Origin of the sequence: Butyrivibrio sp. (assembly GCF_017940685.1) — a bacterium.
Lineage (GTDB): Bacteria > Bacillota > Clostridia > Lachnospirales > Lachnospiraceae > Butyrivibrio.
This window is the reverse complement of sequence record NZ_JAGAYD010000132.1, coordinates 1-21,703: the sequence shown is the minus strand read 5'-3', so window position 1 is coordinate 21,703 and position 21,703 is coordinate 1. Positions and strand designations below refer to the sequence as shown.

General features: G+C 41.8%; 25 protein-coding genes. 24 read left to right on the top strand and 1 reads right to left on the bottom strand.

Annotated features, from left to right (window positions below):
* Positions 1–21 precede the first annotated feature (21 nt).
* The 14 genes from J6I68_RS08595 to msrA all read left to right on the top strand — a co-directional run bounded on the left by J6I68_RS08595 (position 22) and on the right by msrA (position 11,649).
* Positions 22–1,104, top strand: coding sequence for a PucR family transcriptional regulator (locus tag J6I68_RS08595; protein WP_292219624.1), 1,083 nt, complete (start codon positions 22–24; stop codon positions 1,102–1,104).
* A gap of 35 nt (positions 1,105–1,139) precedes the next feature.
* The gene (ftsE, locus tag J6I68_RS08590) at positions 1,140–1,880 is read left to right on the top strand and encodes a cell division ATP-binding protein FtsE (RefSeq protein ID WP_292205575.1); all 741 of its coding nucleotides are present in this window, start codon (positions 1,140–1,142) and stop codon (positions 1,878–1,880) included.
* Positions 1,870–2,766 carry a permease-like cell division protein FtsX gene (ftsX, locus tag J6I68_RS08585; RefSeq protein WP_292219620.1) on the top strand — a complete coding sequence of 299 codons (897 nt, stop codon included), beginning with the start codon at positions 1,870–1,872 and terminating at the stop codon, positions 2,764–2,766. Before ftsE ends, ftsX begins: the two co-directional genes overlap by 11 nt.
* A complete protein-coding gene (locus tag J6I68_RS08580) occupies positions 2,759–3,973 on the top strand; it encodes a murein hydrolase activator EnvC family protein (RefSeq protein ID WP_292219618.1) in 1,215 nt (404 codons plus the stop codon). Before ftsX ends, J6I68_RS08580 begins: the two co-directional genes overlap by 8 nt.
* A 20-nt stretch (positions 3,974–3,993) precedes the next feature.
* A complete protein-coding gene (locus J6I68_RS08575) occupies positions 3,994–5,322 on the top strand; it encodes a S41 family peptidase (RefSeq protein WP_292219615.1) in 1,329 nt (442 codons plus the stop codon).
* Between the two features lie 147 nt (positions 5,323–5,469).
* Positions 5,470–6,252 (top strand): PP2C family protein-serine/threonine phosphatase, encoded by a 783-nt coding sequence (locus J6I68_RS08570; protein WP_292219612.1) that lies wholly within the window; start codon positions 5,470–5,472, stop codon positions 6,250–6,252.
* A gap of 52 nt (positions 6,253–6,304) precedes the next feature.
* Positions 6,305–7,291: a serine/threonine protein kinase gene (locus J6I68_RS08565; RefSeq protein ID WP_292219610.1), complete on the top strand. Its 987-nt coding sequence runs from the start codon at positions 6,305–6,307 to the stop codon at positions 7,289–7,291.
* Positions 7,288–7,527: a hypothetical protein gene (locus J6I68_RS08560; protein WP_292219608.1), complete on the top strand. Its 240-nt coding sequence runs from the start codon at positions 7,288–7,290 to the stop codon at positions 7,525–7,527. The genes J6I68_RS08565 and J6I68_RS08560 overlap by 4 nt, the downstream gene beginning before the upstream one ends.
* 36 nt (positions 7,528–7,563) lie before the next feature.
* Entirely contained in the window at positions 7,564–7,914 is a 351-nt protein-coding gene (locus tag J6I68_RS08555; RefSeq protein ID WP_292205594.1) for a type II toxin-antitoxin system RelE/ParE family toxin, read from the top strand.
* On the top strand, positions 7,907–8,242 hold the full coding sequence (locus J6I68_RS08550) for a helix-turn-helix domain-containing protein (RefSeq protein WP_292219606.1): 336 nt from the start codon (positions 7,907–7,909) through the stop codon (positions 8,240–8,242). The genes J6I68_RS08555 and J6I68_RS08550 overlap by 8 nt, the downstream gene beginning before the upstream one ends.
* 128 nt (positions 8,243–8,370) lie before the next feature.
* Positions 8,371–9,087, top strand: a complete 717-nt coding sequence (locus J6I68_RS08545) for an endo alpha-1,4 polygalactosaminidase (protein WP_292219604.1) — start codon at positions 8,371–8,373, stop codon at positions 9,085–9,087.
* 17 nt (positions 9,088–9,104) lie between these two features.
* Positions 9,105–9,761 (top strand): HAD family hydrolase, encoded by a 657-nt coding sequence (locus tag J6I68_RS08540; RefSeq protein WP_292219601.1) that lies wholly within the window; start codon positions 9,105–9,107, stop codon positions 9,759–9,761.
* Between the two features lie 113 nt (positions 9,762–9,874).
* Positions 9,875–11,077 carry an endo-1,4-beta-xylanase gene (locus tag J6I68_RS08535; RefSeq protein ID WP_292219598.1) on the top strand — a complete coding sequence of 401 codons (1,203 nt, stop codon included), beginning with the start codon at positions 9,875–9,877 and terminating at the stop codon, positions 11,075–11,077.
* Between the two features lie 77 nt (positions 11,078–11,154).
* The gene (gene msrA, locus J6I68_RS08530; protein ID WP_292219595.1) at positions 11,155–11,649 is read left to right on the top strand and encodes a peptide-methionine (S)-S-oxide reductase MsrA; all 495 of its coding nucleotides are present in this window, start codon (positions 11,155–11,157) and stop codon (positions 11,647–11,649) included.
* Between the two features lie 8 nt (positions 11,650–11,657).
* On the opposite strand, the gene J6I68_RS08525 is transcribed toward msrA, so the two are convergent.
* Positions 11,658–13,349 (bottom strand): hypothetical protein, encoded by a 1,692-nt coding sequence (locus J6I68_RS08525; RefSeq protein ID WP_292219592.1) that lies wholly within the window; start codon positions 13,347–13,349, stop codon positions 11,658–11,660.
* A 179-nt stretch (positions 13,350–13,528) separates the two neighbouring features.
* On the opposite strand from J6I68_RS08525, the gene J6I68_RS08520 reads away from it, so the two are divergent.
* The 10 genes from J6I68_RS08520 to uvrB all read left to right on the top strand — a co-directional run.
* Positions 13,529–14,278, top strand: coding sequence for a hypothetical protein (locus tag J6I68_RS08520; protein ID WP_292219589.1), 750 nt, complete (start codon positions 13,529–13,531; stop codon positions 14,276–14,278).
* A gap of 5 nt (positions 14,279–14,283) precedes the next feature.
* Positions 14,284–15,264 carry a hypothetical protein gene (locus tag J6I68_RS08515; protein WP_292219587.1) on the top strand — a complete coding sequence of 327 codons (981 nt, stop codon included), beginning with the start codon at positions 14,284–14,286 and terminating at the stop codon, positions 15,262–15,264.
* Between the two features lie 291 nt (positions 15,265–15,555).
* A complete protein-coding gene (locus J6I68_RS08510) occupies positions 15,556–16,053 on the top strand; it encodes an HAD domain-containing protein (RefSeq protein ID WP_292219584.1) in 498 nt (165 codons plus the stop codon).
* 25 nt (positions 16,054–16,078) lie between these two features.
* Positions 16,079–16,798, top strand: a complete 720-nt coding sequence (locus J6I68_RS08505; protein WP_292219581.1) for a metallophosphoesterase — start codon at positions 16,079–16,081, stop codon at positions 16,796–16,798.
* A 69-nt stretch (positions 16,799–16,867) separates the two neighbouring features.
* Positions 16,868–17,338 carry a hypothetical protein gene (locus tag J6I68_RS08500; RefSeq protein ID WP_292219578.1) on the top strand — a complete coding sequence of 157 codons (471 nt, stop codon included), beginning with the start codon at positions 16,868–16,870 and terminating at the stop codon, positions 17,336–17,338.
* Between the two features lie 29 nt (positions 17,339–17,367).
* A complete protein-coding gene (locus J6I68_RS08495; protein ID WP_292219575.1) occupies positions 17,368–18,072 on the top strand; it encodes a metallophosphoesterase in 705 nt (234 codons plus the stop codon).
* 12 nt (positions 18,073–18,084) lie between these two features.
* Complete coding sequence (locus J6I68_RS08490) at positions 18,085–18,801, top strand: metallophosphoesterase (RefSeq protein WP_292219572.1); 717 nt, start codon at positions 18,085–18,087, stop codon at positions 18,799–18,801.
* Positions 18,802–18,973: 172 nt separating this feature from the next.
* Positions 18,974–20,017, top strand: coding sequence for an SPFH domain-containing protein (locus tag J6I68_RS08485; protein WP_292219622.1), 1,044 nt, complete (start codon positions 18,974–18,976; stop codon positions 20,015–20,017).
* Position 20,018: 1 nt separating this feature from the next.
* Positions 20,019–20,216, top strand: coding sequence for a PTS ascorbate transporter subunit IIC (locus J6I68_RS08480; protein WP_026507580.1), 198 nt, complete (start codon positions 20,019–20,021; stop codon positions 20,214–20,216).
* Between the two features lie 107 nt (positions 20,217–20,323).
* The coding region (gene uvrB / locus J6I68_RS08475) for an excinuclease ABC subunit UvrB (RefSeq protein WP_292219569.1) at positions 20,324–21,703 on the top strand (1,380 nt) is incomplete at its 3' end.

The window sequence follows — 21,703 nt, the reverse complement described above, 5'->3', positions numbered from 1 at the left end:
ACGTGCAAGAAAGAGTGGCACATGATTTCCAATCAGATTTTACAGAACACAATAGACGGGCTTAAGAACATAGCACACGTGGATCTTTGCGTCCTTGATATTGATGGAAAAGAGGTTGCATCCACAACCACTGATATAGGAGGTGTGTCTTCTGTAGCCAGAGATTTCGTTGAGTCACCGGCTGATTCCCAGGAGATTCAGGGATACCAGTATTTCAAGATTTATGATGAGCAGCAGCTTGAGTATATCCTCATCTGCACTGGCAGTGGCGACAATGTGTATATGCTTGGCAAGATGATAGCATATCAGATCCAGAGCCTTCTTGTAGCGTACAAGGAGAGATTTGATAAGGACAACTTTATCAAGAACCTTCTTTTGGACAACCTTCTTTTGGTGGATATCTATTCCAGAGCTAAAAAGCTCCATATCCAGAGTGATGCCAAGAGAGTTGCCATGATCGTTGAGTGTGCAGGCGGAAGAGACAGTAACGTTTTGGAACTTACAAGAACCTGCGTTGGAAGTGGTACAGACTTTGTCACTGAGGTTGACGAGGACAATGTTATCATTGTTAAGGATGTCAGCGAGATGAGTAAGCCCACTGAGATCACCAAGTCCGCAGAAGAGATCCTGATGAGTCTTGAAAAGGAAGGCCTTTCCGGAGTAAGGATTGCTTATGGTACTGTGGTTGGAGAGATCAAGGAAGTGAGCCGCTCATATAAAGAGGCTAAGATGGCCCTGGATGTTGGCAAGATCTTTTTTGACGAGCGTAAGGTTATCTGCTACAGCGAACTGGGCATCGGGCGACTGATCTATCAGCTTCCAATCCCTCTTTGCAAGATGTTCATCAAGGAAATCTTTGGAGGCAGAAATCCAGACGACTTTGACCAGGAGACCTTAACTACCATAGACAAGTTCTTCGAGAACAGCCTCAACGTTTCAGAGACATCACGTCAGCTCTTCATCCATAGAAATACTCTTGTTTACAGACTGGACAAGCTTCAAAAGAGCACCGGATTAGATCTTAGAGTATTTGATGATGCAATTACTTTTAAAATTGCACTTATGGTTGTAAGATATATGAAGTATATGGAGAAGTTTACTTGATAGTCTGATCGTTTTACAGACTACGAGGGAGGTTTATGGAAAGAGGATACAGAAAAAGAAGAACAAACAGGCAGATTCCCGAGGATGAGGTTATCACGCTTGAGAACGTGACTAAATCTTATTCTACGGGTGCACCAGCCTTAAACGGAGTCACCCTTCATATCAAGAGGGGTGAATTTGTTTTTATAGTAGGTGACAGTGGATCAGGTAAGTCCACTCTGATCAAGCTCCTTTTAAGAGAGCTTGTTCCCACAGATGGAGAGATAACAGTACTTGGTTACAATCTCCGCAGGATCAAGCACAGTAAGATCCCTAAGTTTAGAAGAAACCTTGGCATAGTATTCCAGGATTTCAGACTGTTAAAGGACAGAAATGTCTACGAGAACGTGGCATTTGCTCAGCGTATAGTACAGACTCCTACAAGGGAGATCAAGAGAAACGTTCCATCTATCCTTGCCACAGTTAACCTGGCAGGTAAGTACAAGAATAAGATCAACCAGCTCTCAGGTGGTGAGCAGCAGAGAGTTGCTCTTGCAAGAGCACTTGTAAATAAGCCAACCATTCTTTTGGCAGATGAGCCAACTGGTAACCTTGATCCAAATAACTCATGGGAAATCATGAAACTCATGGAGCAGATCAATGAAAATGGTACAACAGTCATAGTGGTCACTCATAACAGAGAGATCGTTAATGCTATGAAGAAGAGAGTTATTACCATGAAAAAGGGCGTCATCATAGAGGACGAGGAAGAGGGTATGTACATCGATGAGGAGTAGTAGTTTCTTTTACACCATAGGACAGGGCTTTAAGAATCTTGGCAGAAACAAGTGGTATACACTGGCATCAATTGCTACTATCACTGCATGTCTGTTTCTCTTTGGACTGTTCTATGCAATAATAGCCAATTTCCAGAATGTAGTTAAGACTGCTGAGGAAGGCGTGTCTGTAACAGTATTCTTTAACGAGGGCACCAGCGAGGACGAGATCCTGGTAGTAAAGAGTGACCTTGAAAAGAGACCTGAAGTAAGAGAGATCACCTATGTTTCAGCAGATGAAGCGTGGGAAGGCTTCAAGGAGGAATATCTTGGAGAGTATGCAGATGGTTTTACAGAGAACCCTCTTGCAGAGTCAGCCAACCTTCAGATCTATTTAAATGATGTCTCAATGCAGCAGGCGCTTGTAACCTACATTGAATCCATCAGCGTGGTAAGAGAGGTAAACAGGTCAGAGGTAACAGCTACAACTCTCAGCGGACTTAATCTTCTTATTGCTTATGTTTCAGGTGGTATCATCATCCTGCTTCTTTTAGTATCTGTGTTCCTTATCAGCAACACAGTTACAATGGGTATCTCAGTTCGTAAGGATGAGATCAATATCATGAAATATATTGGTGCCACAGACTTTTTTGTAAGAGCACCATTCGTAGTAGAGGGAATTCTCATAGGACTTATCGGATCTATCATTCCACTGGTGATCATCTACTTTGTTTACACACATGTGATCACTTATGTGGCTTCTAGATTTACAATGCTAAGTTCACTGTTGAATTTCCTGCCTGTTGAGACGATCTATAACAAGCTTATTCCAGTATCTCTTTTGATAGGTATTGGTATTGGTTTCCTTGGAAGTTTCATCACAGTAAGGAAGCACCTGCATGTATAAAAGTTTGAAAAAAAGATTAATATGCGTCTTTATGTGTATTCTTGTGGCGCTTGTATCTACCTGCAGCCTGAAGATCACCAGTAGCGCTGCGGTCACCGAAGAGTCCATCAAGGCCAAGGAAAATCAGATCAGTGCAGCTAAAAAAGAGAGAGACTCTCTAAAAAATGCCAAGACTGACCTTGAAAAGGTAAAAAAGCAGCTTGAGGCCAGTAAGACTGATCTGAACAACTATATCACACAGCTTGATGGACAGCTTTCTGACATTCAGGCAAGGATTGATGCTCTTGCAGATGAGATTTCAGAAAAAGAACAGCAGATAGAAACAACTACAGCTGAGCTTGAGGAGGCGGAAGCTATTCAGCAGGCTCAGTATGAGGCTATGAAAAAGCGTATCAAGTTTATGTATGAACGTGGCGATACGCTTTATTTTGAGATGCTTCTTGAATCAGGAAGTTTTGCTGACATGCTGAACAAGGCAGAGTATATCGAGATGCTCTCTTCCTACGACAGGTTAAAGCTCAACGAGTACATAGAGACAACAGAACTTATAAGGCTCACAAAAGAGGCCCTGGAAGAGGAAAAAGAGACTCTGGATGCAGCTAAGGCAGCCAAAGAGGAAGAAGAGGGTAATCTTCAGGCCCTTATTGATACCAAGAACGGTGAGCTGTCTGCTGTTAAATCAGATATCTCCAGCAAGGAAGCGGCTATCAAGGCCTACGAGGATGAGATCAAGGCAGAGAATGCTGCCATCGCAGCTCTTGAAAGAGAGGTTGCTGCGGATAAGGCAGCCCTCTATAGCAGATATACCTATGATGGGGGTATGTTCACATGGCCATGCCCTAATTACACAAGGATATCTGATAATTATGGTATGAGAATGCATCCAACTCTCGGAGTTGAGAAGATGCACAATGGTATTGACCTTGCTGCACCTTCAGGATCTTCAATCCTTTGCGCTTATAATGGCACAGTGGTAGCAGCAGATTATAACTCCACCATGGGTAACTACATCATGATCAACCATGGCGGCGGATTATATACGATCTACATGCACTGTTCTGCCCTGTATGTATCTAAGGGACAGGATGTTACATCAGGCACCAAGATTGGAGCAGTTGGTTCTACTGGAAGATCCACAGGACCCCATCTTCACTTTGGAGTCAGATTAAATGGTAATTATGTAAGCCCATGGAATTATCTCAAGTAAGAGGTGGGCAGGAGTAAGTTATGGATAGTAATTTAGGTAACAATATGGATATGATGCCTCAGCAGGAGCCGCAGCAGTTCATTCCGCAGGAGCAGGATCCTAAGGCTCAGAAGGTGAGGCTTAAAAAGCGCTTTGTCAGTGGAATACTGGTTGGGTGTATGGTATCTCTTTTCATCCTGGCTGGTATCTATGTGTTCTGGGGATTCATGTATGGATTTGGATCACCCTTTGGTATTGGAGCTGGTTCCGCTGCAGATAGTGGTGAGCTTTTAAATGATGAGACACTGGGCAAGATAGAAGCTCTGGAAGATGTAATAGATACTTATTACTACAAAACTGACGTGGACAAAGAGGAAGAGGCCGTTGGAATGTATAAAGGTCTTATGGATTCCCTTGGCGATCCTTATTCAGTTTATTACACAGAGGAAGAGTTAAATGATCTCATGACTGATACTGCTGGTATCTACTACGGTATTGGTGCTTATGTAAGCCTTGATGAGGATATGAATCTTCCAAGGATCTCCGGCGTAATGCCTGGAACTCCTGCTGAAAGAGCAGAGCTTATGACTGATGATATTATCTACGAGGTAGACAAGGAGTCAACTCAGGGCCTTAAGCTTGATGAAGTGGTATCTCTCATAAAGGGACCAGAAGGAACCACAGTACATTTAACCCTTCTTCGAGGCTCAAAAATGGAGGAGATCGAAGTTGATGTTGAGAGATCAGCTGTAGAGGTTCCAACAGTCAACACCAAGCTCCTTGGAGAGAAAGAGAACATCGGATATCTCCAGATCACTGAGTTTGACGATATCACTCCAGACCAGTTTACAGAGGGAATGGCAGAGCTTAGAGAGAGCAACATAGAAGGTCTTATCATCGATCTTAGAAGTAATCCGGGCGGAAGCCTTCAGGCTGTATGTGATATTGCAAGGCAGATTCTTCCTAAGGGAATCATAGTTTATACCGTTGACAGAAATGGTGAGAGAGAAGACTACACCTGTGACGGAGCTCACGAGATAGATATTCCTGTAGTTGTTCTGGTCAATCAGTATTCTGCAAGTGCTTCAGAGATCCTTTCTGGAGCCATCAAGGATTACAAGCTTGGTAAGCTTGTTGGAATGACAACCTTTGGAAAAGGAATTGTTCAGAGAGTCTTTGATCTTAAGGACGGAACAGCAGTTAAGCTCACTGTAAGTAATTACTACACTCCTAATGGCAACAACATCCATGGCATTGGAATCGAGCCTGATGTGGAGGTTGAATATGATGCAGATGCTTACGCCAAGGACAAAACAGACAATCAGCTTGATAAGGCAGTTGAGGTCATGAACGACCTTCTTGACAAATAAATAATTACATTGTATTATTCATGACTGTGTCACACATCTGTGACACAGTCATTTTTTTGTGCAGAGCACTTAGCGATTTAGCTGGTGCAGACCGTCCGATTCGGACACTATTTCACAATTGTTATTTAAAAAAGAGGTTTATTCAAAATGGAAGTAAAAGCATGTGTATTTACTGATGCGGGGAAAGTCCGCAAGGTCAATCAGGACTCCTGTCTTGTAAAGGTGGCAAACACCAAAAGGTATGGAAGGATTTCTTTTGCCGCAGTCTGCGATGGAATGGGAGGCCTGTCTAAGGGAGAGGTTGCCAGCTGCAAGATGATAAGGGCGCTGGAAGGGTGGTTTCACGAAGAGCTGTCTCTTATGCAGAACCTTCCGGAGGACAGACTTTGGGATACAATTGAGACTTCTCTTTCAAGGCTTATTGTAAAGAGCAGCGGCGATATAAGAAGGTACGGAAAGCACCGTGGTATAAAGCTTGGGACCACGATGACAGCTTTTTTGCAGATTGGCAGAAGGTACATGACCTTAAACATTGGAGACTCCAGGATCTACCTTGTGGACAGAAAAAGTGCAAAGGCGATAACCAGGGACCAGAGCGTTGTTCAGGATAAGCTCGATAAGGGGCTGATAAATGAAGATGAGGCCTTGAAAGACCCTGAGAGAAGCGTATTGCTACAAAGTGTTGGCACGAACCTTGAGATAAATCCAGAGATAAAGCGGGGCGAGATAGATTCAAGTACTACTGTACTTGCTGTAAGCGATGGATTTTGGCGGACTGTAAGCGGAGATGAAATGCACTCAAAGCTCTGCCCGCAGATGTGTGTTACAGCTGATGATATGCTCTCTGGGTGCAGGAAGCTTGCAAGCCTTGCCATGGATAGAAAAGAAGAGGACAACATCTCGGTAGCTGCAATGTGCCTTGAGTACTGATGCTTGTTTTGAGGCAAAAGACATATGGTGTGGATAGATGGAGGATATTGATTTGGATTATTTGAATAATGAGAGTCTTTATAGAAACAGATTCAGGATACTTAGACAACTCGGCGAAGGTGGCAGCAGCGTGGTTTACATGGCAGTTGACCAAAGGACTGATAAGCCTGTTACCATTAAGATCATTAAGGAACATGTCTTTGACGGGAAAAACCCGGCGCAGATTGTTGAAGATGAGACCAGGGTACTTCGCTTTGTAAAGCATCCGCTAATTCCCAGAGTAGTGGCAGAATATGATAACGCTTTTGTCCTTGATTACATTCCTGGCAACAGCCTTTCAAAGGTCCTTAAAAGTAAGGGACGATTTGAAGAAAAAGAGGTGGTGGACTTTGGCTTTGAGCTTCTTGATATGCTTGGATATCTCCATAGTCTTAAGTGGCCGGTTATATACAGGGACCTTAAGCCAGCCAACATCATGCTAAGGCCTGACGGGCATCTTTCTCTGATTGATTTTGGGGCAGCAAGATTCATGGAGCCAGGCGGAATAACTGACACTTTGAACCTTGGAACGGAAGGTTTTGCAGCTCCGGAGCAGTATGGAAATCTGGGGCAGACTGATCCAAGAACAGATATTTACTGTTTTGGTAAGACTCTTTTATTGCTTCTTGGTGGAAAATGCAGTCCGGAGCTTATGGACATTATTGATAAGTGCATAAGGCCTGACAGAGAGGACAGATATGAAAGCTGCCAGGAGATTGCCAAGGAGCTTAAAAAGTACCCCAAAAGGCGTATTCAGAAGAGAGTGCTCAAGGTGGCCCAGTTATTTGTAGCAGCACTTGCTGGCTCAGCTTTTATCTCTTTTGCAGCCGCGCATATGGACGCAGCCATGAGCTACGCTGCCTCAGACGCACAGCTGCGAGTCCCTGCAGTTAAGGAGAGAATGGGAAACGCAGGGCTACGGATAAAAGAAATATTAAAAGAAAACTACGGCGTCGACGTGGATGAAATACTGGCGCCTGAAGGAGAAATGGACAGATGATGATCTTTGTATATACATTCGTGATAATATTTGCAGCCCTTATAGTGATTTTCGGCTTTGGGAGCTTTCTGGCTGGTGACAAGGAGACTGATGAAGCCCTGATCGAGGGCGAGGCAACAGCCGCCATGTGCACAACCCAGCTCCTTGATAGAAGCAGCAGCTCGTATAGTGTCTGCGATGAGGACTTCGTGATCGAGCAGGATATGGTGTACACTTATGATTCGTTTAATCTTTGACACCCTATTAAATAGGGTATATAATTAGAGGTAGAAATGACTAGAACGTTTATACAAACCAATGAGTTTTCTCGTAGGTGGGATGAGATTGGATTTGATGATGAAGATTTAAGAATGCTTGAAAATGATATCATGTCAAATCCTAAAAAGTACCCTGTTATCAAAGGAACAGGCGCACTGCGGAAGGCAAGAGTTGCGATTGAAAACCGTGGTAAAAGTGGCGGAGCAAGAGTATGCTATGTAGATTTTGTTTTCGCTGAGACGATATTTTTGATTACTGTTTATGAGAAAAAAGAGAAAGACAACCTTTCATTTCAGGAAAGAGTAGAAATCAAAAAAATGATAGATACGCTTGAAAAGAACTTAGGAGGAAAAACGAATGAGTAAGAATAGCGTTTTTGAGAGCATAGTGACTGGTCTTGATGAAGCAATCAAAGATTCGAAAAGCACAACTCCTATACTGAAAAGGCATAAAGTTGTCATAGAACCTGTAAAAGTATATGGTGCAGCAGATGTTAAAAGGATTAGGAATACAACAGGCATGTCTCAAAAGGTGTTTGCAGGCTATCTAGGGGTGTCAGAGAAAGCAGTAGAAGCGTGGGAGGCAGGTACAAACCATCCCTCAGGCGCATCAAGCAGATTATTAAGAATGATTGAGTTGGATAAAGAACTGGTAGTAAAATTTCCTTTTGTAACGAACGTAATTACTAAATGATAGGGGAGAGCCTGTAGGACGTGAAGTTTGGTAAAGGCGTAATGAGAAAACAAGTAGCAATATTACTATGTCTGATATCGGTAACGTTATGCGCATGTTCTTATAATAATCAGGATTATGGCGTGTTCTTGAGTTACGAAGGAGACCTTGACAGACTCTCAAAGTATGACACAGTTGTGATCGATGCGCAGTATTTCGAGGCGGCAGATATTGCAGAGTTTAGAAACGAAGGTCATAAGGTCTATAGTTATATCAACGTAGGATCTCTGGAGAATTTTCGTGATTACTACGCTGAATATCAGGATCTGACCCTCGACGTGTATGAAAACTGGGAAGATGAAAAATGGGTGGATGCAACCTCTGAAAGATGGCAGTCCTTTATCTTGGATGAGCTGGCACCTTCACTTCTTGCAAAAAACATAGATGGTTTCTTTGTAGATAATTGTGATGTTTACTACATGTATCCAGATGATGAGATGCTTGATGGGATTGCTACAATCATGAAAGGCCTCGTGGCAACCGGAAAAGAAGTGATAATGAACGGCGGAGATGCTTTCATAGAAGGTTATACCGAAAACGGCGGTAATTATCGCGAGGTTATCACAGGTATCAATCAGGAATCAGTATTTACAAGGATTGACTGGGAAAAAGGGTCTTTTCATGGAAGCTTTAAAGAGGATAGAGAGTACTTTTTGGAGCATCTTGAGAAGTACGCTAAAATGGGTGCGGACATATATTTGCTAGAATATACCAGCAACCCTTTTCTTTCTATCAGAGTACAAAATTATTGTAAGAAACACGGTTATAAGTATTACATTTCAAATTCCCTTGAACTTGGGATTTGACTTAATGGGAGGAGCGTATGATGAAAGACTTTGACGCAGTGGTCTTTGACATGGACGGAGTTATTTTTGACTCCGAGAGAGCAGTAATGGACTGCTGGATAGAACTGGCTAAGAAATACGACATCAAGGACATAGAAGAACCGTATCTTGCCTGTACTGGTACTAATGATGCCAAGACAAGGGAAATAATGCTAGACGCATACGGAGAAGATTTTCCCTATGATGAATATGCAAAGGAAGCTTCTGTAATGTACCACGAGAGGTACGACAGTGGAAGACTTCCAATGAAACCTGGGGTAAAAGAAATCCTTACGTTCCTGAAAGATAATGGCAAAAAGATAGCACTGGCATCATCAACAAGAAGACAGACTGTAGTAAACCAGCTCAGGGATGCAGGAATCCTTGATTTTTTTGATGAGATTGTAACTGGCGACATGGTATCAAGGAGTAAGCCAGAGCCTGATATATTTCTTTTGGCCTGTGAAAAGATAAAAGTAGAACCAGAGAGAGCCTATGCTATAGAGGATTCTTACAACGGCATAAGAGCTGCCAGTGCTGGAAAACTGCGACCAATCATGGTTCCGGACCTTTTGCCATCCAATGAAGAGATGGAGGGCCTGGCAGAAACAGTCTTATCAAACCTAGGTGATGTTACAGGATATTTAGGTGCATAAAAATAGATAGGTTTTGAGCAATTATTTGGGAGAATTCCTATCAGTAAACATGTAATGATATATGCAATACTTTATTAACTTTAGATTTGCAGAAAAGAAAAGGGGTATAGCATATGGCAGTAGCACACAGACAGGTTAACAAAAGGATCCGTTTTGTAGATGGACAGGGCAATCCCCTGGCAGGACAGAAGGTTAGGATAAAGCAGACAAACCACGAGTTTTTGTTTGGCTGCGGCGCTTTTGATTTTATTCCTTATGTCATGAAGGGAGAAGATAAATACAAGCAGCTGACAGATAAGTGGTTGGAGATATTCAACTACGCAACACTGCCATTTTATTGGGGGAATTTCGAACCTGAAGAAGGTAAACCAAACACTGACATGCTGATGAAGACAGCTCAGTATCTGGTCGGCAAGGGCGTCAGAGTAAAGGGACATCCTCTTTGCTGGCACACAGTCTGTGCAGACTGGCTCATGAAATACGACAACGCTACAATTCTTCAGAAGCAGCTTGAACGTATTGATCGCGAGGTAAAGGGCTTTAAGGGCGTTATTGACATGTGGGATGTCATCAACGAAGTTGTTATAATGCCAATCTTTGACAAGTACGACAACGCCATCACCAGGATCTGCAAGGAGAAGGGCAGAGTTGGTCTTATAAAAGAGGTTTTCGAGAGAGCCCATGCTGACAATCCTGACGCAGTGCTGCTCCTTAATGACTTTAATACATCTATCAACTACGAGATACTTATCGATGGGTGTCTGAATGCAGGAGTTCCCATCAGCGCCATAGGAATCCAGTCCCACCAGCATCAGGGATATTGGGGAAAGGAGAAGCTCCTTGAGGTACTTGATAGATTTTCTGGTTTTGGACTTCCAATCCACTTCACAGAGAACACGCTGATTTCAGGCGATATCATGCCTGCCCATATCGTAGACCTAAATGACTGGCAGGTAGATAAGTGGCCTTCAACTCCTGAAGGGGAGCAGCGCCAGTCCAAAGAAATTGAAGAGATGTACAGGATTCTTTTCGAGCATCCACTTGTACAGGCTATTACCACCTGGGATTTTACTGATGGCGCATGGCTCAAGGCACCAAGTGGATATGTAAGACTTGATGGCACCAAAAAGCCATCCTTTGAAATGCTCAAAAAGCTTGTGAAAGAGGAGTGGTGGACTGATACTGAAGTTACAACTGATGAAAATGGCTGGGCATGCGTAGAAGCTTTTAAGGGCGACTACGAACTTAGCTGTAACGGCACTTGTGCTAAGGAAAAGTTTACAGATGATAAAGAAATGGTTGTTACTTTGAAATAGGGGAATTATGTGGCTTATACGCTAAAAAGAAAGCATCAGCTTGAGAAATGAACATCAAATTTACGGGAGAAAACAGTATGACAAAAGAAGCTTACTTTGCAGGGGGATGTTTTTGGTGTGTGACACCTATCTATAAGATGTACGGAGTAGATAAGGTTATCTGTGGCTATGCAGGTGGCGATGAAGAAAATCCGACCTACGAGCAGGTCAAGCATCAGGAGACAGGTCACAGAGAGACCATTAAGCTTGTCTATGATGATGAGAAGGTCTCCTACGACAAGCTCCTTGATATCTACTTTGCAAATGTGGATCCATTCGATGCTGAAGGTCAGTTTATCGATAAAGGCTTTTCTTACACCCTGGCAATCTTCTACATGTCAGAGGATGAAAAAGAGATTGCCAAGGGCAAGATAGATGCCCTCGAGAAGTCTTCGGGTAAAGAGGTGCAGGTAGCTCTTTTGCCCTACAAGAACTTCTACGAGGCTGAGGAATACCATCAGGATTACTACCTTAAGAATCCTGAGGCATTCGAAAAAGAGCTGATAGAGTCCGGACGCAAAAAGAATATGTAGTAGAAGATTTAGGAAGCAATGAGGACATTTAGAAAATCGTCATAACCTACGTCGCCAGTTACTTCCTCATACTGATAAGTATCAAATTCATCAATCTTTGCTTTTATCTCATCTTCAGACATTTCCTGGTCGGTACAGTTATAATAAAATGCATTAAATACATCCATTTCATCTGTGGCAGACAGTTCCTCTTCTGAAGGGGTTCTGTCTCCATCAGTATCTTTAAAGAACAGACTTTCAACATAATAATCTGTTGAGATTTCCATACCATTGTGGCTTGTCATGTATGAATCATACTGAACGGCTCCAGCGTAATCGTTGTTGTGATTGATATAGACATTCTTTCCAGGAGCATACATGTAGCCGTAGTTACCACCGGCACCATAGGCCCATTGATACATCAGGCAGTGGACGATACCATTATCAAAAGAATAGAGAGAGACATTATAACCCTGGCCATCAATCACAAGTTCAGGGATGTCATCTCCGTCCCCGTCAATGAGCCCATAGACGTAGCCATCACTGGACATGTTGTAAAGCTTGGCTATATGCGCGTAGGCATCTTTGTAATTGTCAAACCTGCACTCAGTATTGTCACCAAGGAGCGCTTTTTTCACGGAACTTACTGTGATATTGTCAGCAAGCTCTTCTTCAAGCTTCTCATTTATTCCGTAACAGCGTTCGTAATAATATTCATTGGGAACAGATTCTTCAAGGATAATATTCTCACCCATATCAGATTCGCCTATTATCAGAATGTCTTTTACTCCGTCGGCATTAAAGTCAAAGAAGCTGACAGCTGTCACCTGGTTAAGCTTTGTATCATAGTCGGAATTTCTCCAAATGTTAGTGCTTATAGAAGTCATAAATTTGCCGTCTTTTACCAGAACTATCTTTATTCCATCTTCTGGATCGGGTTTATATGTGACAAAATGTATCGGTGATCCAGAAGGATTTAGTTCAATATCAAAGGTCTGGGACTCATCGCAGTTGTCATCCCACATAATGGAATTTGATTCCATGACAAGGTTATCATCGTCTTTTGTAAATTTTATTATCCTGTCAGCAAAGCGTTCGTAATGCTTATCAGCACTCAGCTCAAATCTTAGGGTGTAGGAATCGCCAACCTTTTCTCCGGAAACACATTTGAAGTCGATTCCATCGTAGGTTGAACTCCAATGATAGTAATAATATGAATCGCGACCTGCTACATAGGTCCAGTAAGAGTTTGGAAGATCTTTGGGAGCATCAGTTTTAAGGTGAGTTTCAAAGAATTCATCAAAATCTTTTGCTCTAAATACGAAAAGATCACCATAGACCTCGGCCCGGTTAACCGCTGCAAGATAATCGCTTATCTCATCTTCGCTGACATCCTTAACATCAATCCCAGCACCATAATAGAATACTGCGCTTAGATCAACGTCCTCAGGACTATTAAAGGGATCAGTGAGAAACCCCCTATATTCTGGAGTGTTGAAAAGAGCTGTAAACTCATCTAGTTCAGATTCAGATAGTTCTGAGGTATCCTCTGCCTGAGCTGGTTCTGCATTTGCGGATTCTTCAGCTGATTGAACTTCTTCAGAAGTGATGGCTTTTGATGCATCTGATCCTGAATCCGCATTATTTGTGTTTATATCTTTTCCGCATCCTGACACGAGAAGTGTAATAGCCAGGATTGGTAGTAACTTTTTGATTTTCATTATATTGAACCTCCACTAGAAAAGCTTTTTTCATAATATCATGGATTGCTGGATTTGTGGGGGTGAGAGGAACGAATCAAGATGGTAATACTGGTTCCGAGTAGAAATGTCTCACTATGAATTATTAGGTGCTGATATAATAGAATTGACGGGAAAGTAGATCGTGGAGGGCTATTTTTATGGAAGAAGAAAAAATATATGCGCTAGAACTATTAGAACACGCTTTATCAGTAACTCTTGGAGAAAAGTTGTCTGATGAGAAATTTATAGAAGAAGTAGAGACGAGGTGGGCTGCAATAATAGTTGATAAAAACAGGGAATATATTTACGGAGGATGTGAATCTACTGTTTCTTTTATGCGTTTTATTCGTGCAGCCTTAAAAGAAGTAAATTTACTTCCTAAAACACCTTTAAGTGATGAAGTGTTGGAAAGCCTATCTGATGGAAATATAGAAGCTTATTATGAATTCAGGAAAAATTTATTGGGTAATAAGCCGAATGATAATGATAAGGAATACTTAGGGAAAAAAGGATTTGGTGAATTGTTTCAACGATCGCGTGATTTTGAAATGAATCATGTTGATAAAAAGGGTAATAAAAAAACCTATAACGAAGGATATAACATTGATGGTTGGTATTATGGTGCTATCTCAGATGTTGATATGAAAGAGGAATGGTTAGCATATGGAAAAGACTCTGTTATTTCTTTTGATAGGACTCATTACTATTACAATGAACTAGATCACTACATCACGTATCTTGTTGGAGCAATCAAAAAGGGCATTAATAATAAAAAATACAGGACTATAGAAGAGATACCCGATAAACATAAAGAGTGTGGAATAACAGTGATTCAAGCGGAAATTGAGGAAAAATTCAAAGCATTAGAAACATCAGATAAAAATAAAATCATAACCCTAGAAAGATAGGTAATATGAAAACAATCCTTCTACTCGAACACATAAAAAGATACACCGACAAACTTCACCCTCTATCCCAATCTGCCCTTCGCAAGATCATGGGAGATGAGCTTGCTACAAAAGTAATGGGGGATAAGGGGACATATGCCAGAAGGCTCAAGGAAATAGCAGATGCCCATAATCTTGATGAGGATGGCAATGTACTTCCCAAGGAGCGATGGAAGATTGTCTATCCTGGATATCTTTCAAAGCAGAAATCCGTGGAAGACCAAAAAACCATACAAAAGAATGGCAAGGTCTACTATGCCCATCCTGTCAGTTATGATGAAATGGACTTTTTGATTTCATCTATTAGGAATTCCAATAATTACACGGAAGAAGAAAAATTATCTCTTGAACAAAGACTTAAAGATGCCCTTTGTAGCGTGCACTATGAATATAATGGGCCTGCTGGTAGTGGTAATATCTGGGATTTGGACGTGATTCGGGATGAAGGATGTGACTATGATGTAATAAAAGTACAAGAAAACATAAGTACAATACGGCAATACATTCTTGACAAAATGATGATAAACATTGAAGTTTTGCCAGGGCGAACTGAAATAGGGGAAAAAACATCAAAAAGATATCAAGTAAGTCCATATAGAATAGTGCGACATAGTGGATATTATTGGCTTATTGCCAATTGGCACGAAAGGCCCGCCAGCTCTTTTCCGGGGGGTGAACGTAAATATAGTTGGTATACGGATAGACTAACTGCGTTTCGATTGGATTTGATAACAAAGATAGAGCAAGCTTTTGTGCCATATCAAACTAAAATACATTATTCAATGAGCCCATTTATGAGTAACGCAAGATATACAAGAACAAATAAACGCTCCCCACGTAAGGCCAGATATCCCTATGATATAAATGCCAATTTATACAAGTTTGACACAATAAAAGGAGATTTTGTACTTGGCCATTTGATGGATATAGATTTACTAAGAAAATAATCGTAGCAAAAAAAGATATTGTTTAGGAGTAATTTTGCACCCAAACAATATCTTTGTACTATTAATGAACTACATAATTAAGTGGAGGTGCGTTAAATGGAATTATTCATATTGTAAACAGTTGATAGATATTACATCAGCTTACGATGACTGTAAGCCAAACAAGGATCAAAAAGGGAAGGAGACTTTGTGTACGTGGATAGATTATTCCAAGAATGGATATAGACACAGAAGGCGGTTTCCAAGTATACCAATGAACCAATGGTTGCAGGAGGCAATTCAAGGAGGAAAATGAAGATGAGCTTTGTGGTGTTTTTGGATATAGATGGAGTTCTTAATACACGAACAACATGTGAGCGTACTCCATCATACTATCACGGAGTAGATGATTCCAGAGCGGAACTACTGTCAAAGGCTATGAAAACAGTAGGCGCCAGCGGGGTTGTGCTTACTACTGACTGGAAAACTTTAAAAGAAGATGATGAAGACTTCATTTATCTGAAAAGAAAACTTGGAAAACAAGGAATATATATTCTGGGAAAGACAGAAGAAAAGAGGGCATCGGATCGAGAAGAAGGGGTAAAGGATTATCTTGAGGAGCATCCAGAAATTGATGAGTTTGTTATTCTTGATGACAATAAGTTTGATTTTGATCGATACGATAACTTATGGGAAAGGTTTCTCTTCACTGATGGAAGAGGAATAGAGAACGCTGTTGATCTGTCGGGTACTCCCAGAGTAGAAGCAATAGTGTTTCTGGATGCAATTAAGGAAGCTGATAAACCATAAAATCGTGTTTAAGAAAGGATAAAAAATGGGAAAAGTTCTTGTAATTCCAGATGTACATCTGAAAACCTGGATGTTTAACCAGGCTCTCGACATCATGGAAAATAGTGATTGCGAAAATGCGGTAGTTCTGGGCGATCTCGTAGATGACTGGGGATGTAAGAACAATTATGAGTTATACGAAGAGACAATGAACGCCGCGATTTCTTTTGCCAAAAGATATCCATCCTCCTATTGGTGCTTCGGCAATCATGACCTGTCTTATCTTTGGAGCCAGTACGACCACCCTGGGTTTTCAATAGTGGCTGCAGATATGGTCTGCGATAAGTTTGAGGAACTTCGAGACGCATTGGAAACTCCTGAGAATTTAGGAATAATCCATAGGATTGACAACACGCTTTTTTCTCATGCAGGTCTTTCAAGAATATTTGTTGACGCTGATCTTTACTCTATGAAGAATGATCTTGACTGCATGATCGATATTATCAATGGATATGGATATGAGAAGCTATGGGAGGAGAACAGTCCCATATGGATCAGACCACAGTATGGAAACCTCGCAAAGGGCATGTTTCCTAAAGATCTTTTGCAAGTTGTTGGACATACCCCAGTAAATGAAGTGCTAGTACAAGATAATCTCATCACCGTGGATACATTTTCTACTACAAGAGGGGGGACGCCAATAGGAAATGAAGAATTTATCTTTGTTGAAACTGTAGAAAAAACTTGGGGATATATAGATGAGTAATCGGAAGATGGTATGAAGCGAGAGCTGAGAATGATACCCTAGAAGTGATAGTGAAAATTGGAGGATGAAATGAGATCACTGGATTGCAAAGAGCGGGTTGAAGCATATTTTCACAACATGGCAAAATATGAAAAAGATATAGTTATCCATGTGCGCTTTCTTGATAAAATCTTTCATGCTGCTATGGATGATTACACAAAAGAAGAAAAATTATGGGTTCTAGATAAACTGATCGATACAGCAGCCAATGAAAAAGAATTGAATTATAAGGTGTTGGATTTCGTATACGCATATAGGATCAATAAAATCGGAAGTATGAGCAGAGATTCTGATATTGAGATCATCAAACTGGATGATGTATTAGAAGCTACTCCATGTAGTGATGGGGTGGTTATTCCTGAACCAATAATGAATTATCTTAAGAATCGTCCTGAACTAACTACGCTTAAGCTCAAAGAATTATTGGAATCGGATAAAGAAATATTGGATTTGTATAATGTAAAGATTTCAAAAGATCATTTTGTTTATAGAGGATGTTAATGTAACTATAAATGAGAGGGGGATATTCTATGTCTGGCTACGTAATTGGAGATATTCATAACTCGCTTTCGAAGCTAAATTCAATTTTGGATCAGATTTCTCCGTCTCTTCATGACACAGTTTACCTATTGGGCGATCTTTTTGACAGAGGGGCAGATGATCCGGATCCTGTAGGTGTGTTCTTTAAGATATCTGGACTGAGCTGCACTGTCAAATGGATAAAAGGTAATCATGATGCTTCTCTTGCTGCATACATCTATGAATATTATGGACTTCAAGAAAATAAGCGGAGTTCACTTAGGCCATACGAGTACAACTCTTTTAATCTGCTAAAGGAGCGGCTTGTTGAGGCGGATATGCTGAATCTGGCAGATATAATTCAGATGCTTCCACTACAATTAGAAATCGAGATATGCTCTAATCGATATCTTCTTGCGCATGCAATGACGCATAATCCCGCGGATGAAGTAAGGAAACCATCAGACTATTTGGAGGGGGTAGCACGGATGGAAGAATATTGGGAAAAAGGAGTTCCTGGTTACATCTCTTTTGTGGGTCATACTGATGTATCGTATCAGTATAAGAGCAAGGCAGGACAATATCTGGATGATCCCCATACATCTATCTGGAGAAATAACTCTGGGAATGTATATATGATGGATTGCGGATGCGGGCTTCCTGGCGGAAGACTGGCAGCTATCTGTCTTGAAACCGGAGAAAGATTTTACGCGTAAGGAGGAGATTTGATGGCAACTTATGTAATAAGCGATATTCACGGAGAGTACGATAAATTCACCGAGCTTCTTAAGATTATTGATCTGAAAGATGAAGACACCTTATATATTCTTGGTGATGTGGTTGACCGTGGCCCGCACCCCATAAAAACGCTCCTTAAGATCATGGAGATGCCTAATGCGATATGTCTTGTGGGCAACCATGAGCTCATGGCCATCGATTGTCTGAAATTCTTGAGTCAGGAAATAACCGAAGAAAATGTTGACAGCCTGGACATTGAAATGATAGAGAATCTGAGTAACTGGCAATTCAATGGAAGTAAAACGACCATAGATGAATTCAGAGCCTTGTCTCCAGAAATGCGCCAGGATGTAATCGACTTTATTGGCGAGTTTTTAATCTACGAAGAGGTTACTGTGGGGGATAAGGATTTTCTCCTTGTTCATGCTGGCCTTGGCAACTATTCCCCAGACAAAGATATAGAAGATTACAGTATGCAGGAACTTATATGGGAAAGGGCGGATTATAGCATTCAGTATTTTCCTGATAGATATGTTGTAACTGGACATACCCCAACACAGATAATTGAAGGCAATCCAAATCCTGGGTATATCTATAAAGCAAACAATCATATTGCTATAGATTGCGGTTCATTTATCCCTGGAGGAAGACTGGCAGCAATATGTTTAGACACAGGTGAAGAGTTCTACTCTTCAGCTAATGAATAGAAGGCGACTTACGGACTTAACCACAACCCTCCATCAATAGGTGTTGACAAAATGATTATTAATGATATCATAATGATATCAAAACAATTCACAACACTTTATGACATCATGCAAATGCCGCAATAGTGCGGCTGGTCAGACAGAAAATGGAGGAAAAGTCATGAACGAAAACATCAAAGAAAAGGTTATTAGTGGTCACAAGAACGGGATCTTAATGATGATCCTGACAATAGCACTTTATTTACTGGCATTCATCGGAGTAGTATCCGGTGGAGCTGGAATGGACGACGGTAAGGGCGGCAGCGCACTTATATTTATCGCATCTATCCTGTTTCTTGCCTTTGGCTGGATCTTATTCCTTGGCCTTAAGGTTCTTAAGCCAGGTGAAGCTCTTGTTCTTACACTTTTTGGAAAGTATGTAGGAACCCTTAAAGGTGATGGATTCTTTTTTGTAAATCCATTCTGCACAGCCTTCAATCCTGCAGCAGACACCAAGCTTGGACAGAGCGGAGATATCTCTGACAGCAAGAAGAGCGGCCTTTCAGGGATCGTTGTAAGTGGTGGACAGATTGGAACAACAGGCGAACTCAAGAATGGCGCTAACAAGAAGATTTCCTTAAAGGTTATGACTCTTAGCAATTCCAAGCAGAAGGTCAACGATATCCTTGGTAATCCAGTAGAGATTGCAGTTGCTGTTATGTGGAAGGTTACAGACACAGCCAAGGCCGTATTTGCAGTAGATAACTACAAAGAGTATCTTTCGCTTCAATGTGACTCTGCAGTACGTAACGTAGTTAAGCTTTATCCTTACGACATCACAGAAAACGTTGATACAACCGGCGATGGACAGGCAGATGATGGCAGCCTTCGTGGTTCGACAGAGGTTGTTGCTAACAGGATCAAGGAAGAGATCCAGTCCAAGGTTGAGGGCGCTGGAATTGAGATCGTGGATGCAAGGATCACATACCTTGCTTATGCTCCTGAAATCGCAGCAGCTATGCTTCAGAGGCAGCAGGCTTCAGCAGTAGTTGACGCAAGAAAGCTAATTGTTGATGGAGCTGTTGGAATGGTTGAGATGGCTCTTGAGAGACTTAATGAAAAAGATATCGTGAACCTGGATGAGGAGCGCAAGGCAGCGATGGTTTCAAACCTCCTCGTAGTTCTGTGTGGCAATCACGATGCACAGCCAATAGTTAATTCAGGAAGCCTCTACTGATATGGCAGAGAAAAAGCAGGTTCCGCTGAGACTAAATGCGAAGTTATACGACGCGATTGCTGCCTGGGCTGAGGATGACTTCCGATCAATTAACGGACAGATAGAATATCTTTTAACTGAATGTGTCAAACAGCGTAAGAAGGACGGCAAATACGTGTCCCAGAACCTGGACGAGCCGCCTGAGCTTGACATCAAATGATAAATAGAACAATTGTTCGGAAAAAGATATACATTATAAAATGAATCTGCTATACTTATCACGATACACAGTGGTAAGTATAGCTTTTTTATTTTTGGAAAAGAGATATGGATAAATTTATACTTCACTCAGAATATAAACCAACTGGAGATCAGCCACAGGCTATAGAAACTCTGGTCAAGGGCTTTAAAGAGGGCAACCAGTTTGAGACCTTACTTGGCGTTACAGGTTCTGGTAAGACATTCACCATGGCGAATGTCATAGCGGCTCTCAATAAGCCAACCCTGATCATCTCTCATAACAAGACTCTGGCAGGACAGCTCTACGGCGAGATGAAGGAGTTCTTCCCGGAGAATGCAGTAGAGTATTTCGTATCCTACTACGATTACTACCAGCCTGAGGCCTACGTGCCACAGACTGATACTTATATTGCCAAGGATTCTTCCATCAACGACGAGATCGATAAGCTAAGGCTCTCTGCCACAGCGTCTTTGGCGGAGCGTAACGATGTTATAGTTGTTGCCAGTGTGTCCTGTATCTATGGCCTTGGTAGCCCTGAGGAATTTAAGGGGATGTCTATTTCACTGCGTCCTGGCATGCAGAAGGACAGAGACGAGCTTATCAAGGATCTGATTGCGATCCAGTACGACAGGAACGACATGGAACTTGGCAGATGCAACTTCAGAGTCCGCGGGGATACAGTTGAGATCTTCCCAGCCAACTGGGACGACTTCCTTATAAGGGTTGAGTTCTTTGGAGATGAGATAGACAGGATCACCCAGATCGAACCGGTCACAGCCAAGGTACATTCTGAGCTGACCCACGTTATGATATATCCTGCATCCCACTATGTTGTCCCTCAGGAGAAGATAAACAAGGCCTGTGACAATATAGAAAAAGAGCTTGAGGAGCAGGTTAAGTTTTTTAAGGGAGAGGATCGTCTTATCGAGGCCCAGAGAATATCAGAGAGAACCAACTTTGATGTTGAGATGATGAGGGAGACGGGCTTTTGCTCAGGTATTGAGAACTACTCAAGGCACCTTAACTTTGCAGCGCCTGGAGAGCCGCCGCTTACGCTCCTTGACTTCTTTGACAGGGATTTCCTTATCATTGTTGATGAGTCTCACATGACAATACCTCAGATTGGCGCCATGTACCATGGCGACAGGAGCAGGAAGCTTACTCTTGTTGACTATGGATTCAGACTTCCATCAGCCCTTGATAACAGGCCTCTTAACTTTGAAGAGTTTGAGAGCCACATAGATCAGATGTTGTTCTGTTCTGCGACCCCCGGCAAGTATGAGGAGGAGCATGAACTCCTTAGGGCTGAGCAGGTTATAAGACCCACAGGACTTCTTGATCCTGAGGTTGATGTAAGACCTGTAGAGGGACAGATAGATGACCTTATATCTGAGATCAGAAAGACAGTAGATGCAGGTAACAAGGTTCTTGTAACAACTCTTACCAAGAGAATGGCAGAAGACCTT

Coding starts and splice junctions, on each gene's coding strand:
- J6I68_RS08595 (WP_292219624.1), top strand. CDS start 22: ATGATTTCCAATCAGATTTTACAGAACACAATAGACGGGCTTAAGAAC.
- ftsE (WP_292205575.1), top strand. CDS start 1,140: ATGGAAAGAGGATACAGAAAAAGAAGAACAAACAGGCAGATTCCCGAG.
- ftsX (WP_292219620.1), top strand. CDS start 1,870: ATGAGGAGTAGTAGTTTCTTTTACACCATAGGACAGGGCTTTAAGAAT.
- J6I68_RS08580 (WP_292219618.1), top strand. CDS start 2,759: ATGTATAAAAGTTTGAAAAAAAGATTAATATGCGTCTTTATGTGTATT.
- J6I68_RS08575 (WP_292219615.1), top strand. CDS start 3,994: ATGGATAGTAATTTAGGTAACAATATGGATATGATGCCTCAGCAGGAG.
- J6I68_RS08570 (WP_292219612.1), top strand. CDS start 5,470: ATGGAAGTAAAAGCATGTGTATTTACTGATGCGGGGAAAGTCCGCAAG.
- J6I68_RS08560 (WP_292219608.1), top strand. CDS start 7,288: ATGATGATCTTTGTATATACATTCGTGATAATATTTGCAGCCCTTATA.
- J6I68_RS08555 (WP_292205594.1), top strand. CDS start 7,564: ATGACTAGAACGTTTATACAAACCAATGAGTTTTCTCGTAGGTGGGAT.
- J6I68_RS08550 (WP_292219606.1), top strand. CDS start 7,907: ATGAGTAAGAATAGCGTTTTTGAGAGCATAGTGACTGGTCTTGATGAA.
- J6I68_RS08540 (WP_292219601.1), top strand. CDS start 9,105: ATGATGAAAGACTTTGACGCAGTGGTCTTTGACATGGACGGAGTTATT.
- J6I68_RS08535 (WP_292219598.1), top strand. CDS start 9,875: ATGGCAGTAGCACACAGACAGGTTAACAAAAGGATCCGTTTTGTAGAT.
- msrA (WP_292219595.1), top strand. CDS start 11,155: ATGACAAAAGAAGCTTACTTTGCAGGGGGATGTTTTTGGTGTGTGACA.
- J6I68_RS08525 (WP_292219592.1), bottom strand. CDS start 13,349: ATGAAAATCAAAAAGTTACTACCAATCCTGGCTATTACACTTCTCGTG.
- J6I68_RS08520 (WP_292219589.1), top strand. CDS start 13,529: ATGGAAGAAGAAAAAATATATGCGCTAGAACTATTAGAACACGCTTTA.
- J6I68_RS08515 (WP_292219587.1), top strand. CDS start 14,284: ATGAAAACAATCCTTCTACTCGAACACATAAAAAGATACACCGACAAA.
- J6I68_RS08510 (WP_292219584.1), top strand. CDS start 15,556: ATGAAGATGAGCTTTGTGGTGTTTTTGGATATAGATGGAGTTCTTAAT.
- J6I68_RS08505 (WP_292219581.1), top strand. CDS start 16,079: ATGGGAAAAGTTCTTGTAATTCCAGATGTACATCTGAAAACCTGGATG.
- J6I68_RS08500 (WP_292219578.1), top strand. CDS start 16,868: ATGAGATCACTGGATTGCAAAGAGCGGGTTGAAGCATATTTTCACAAC.
- J6I68_RS08495 (WP_292219575.1), top strand. CDS start 17,368: ATGTCTGGCTACGTAATTGGAGATATTCATAACTCGCTTTCGAAGCTA.
- J6I68_RS08490 (WP_292219572.1), top strand. CDS start 18,085: ATGGCAACTTATGTAATAAGCGATATTCACGGAGAGTACGATAAATTC.
- J6I68_RS08480 (WP_026507580.1), top strand. CDS start 20,019: ATGGCAGAGAAAAAGCAGGTTCCGCTGAGACTAAATGCGAAGTTATAC.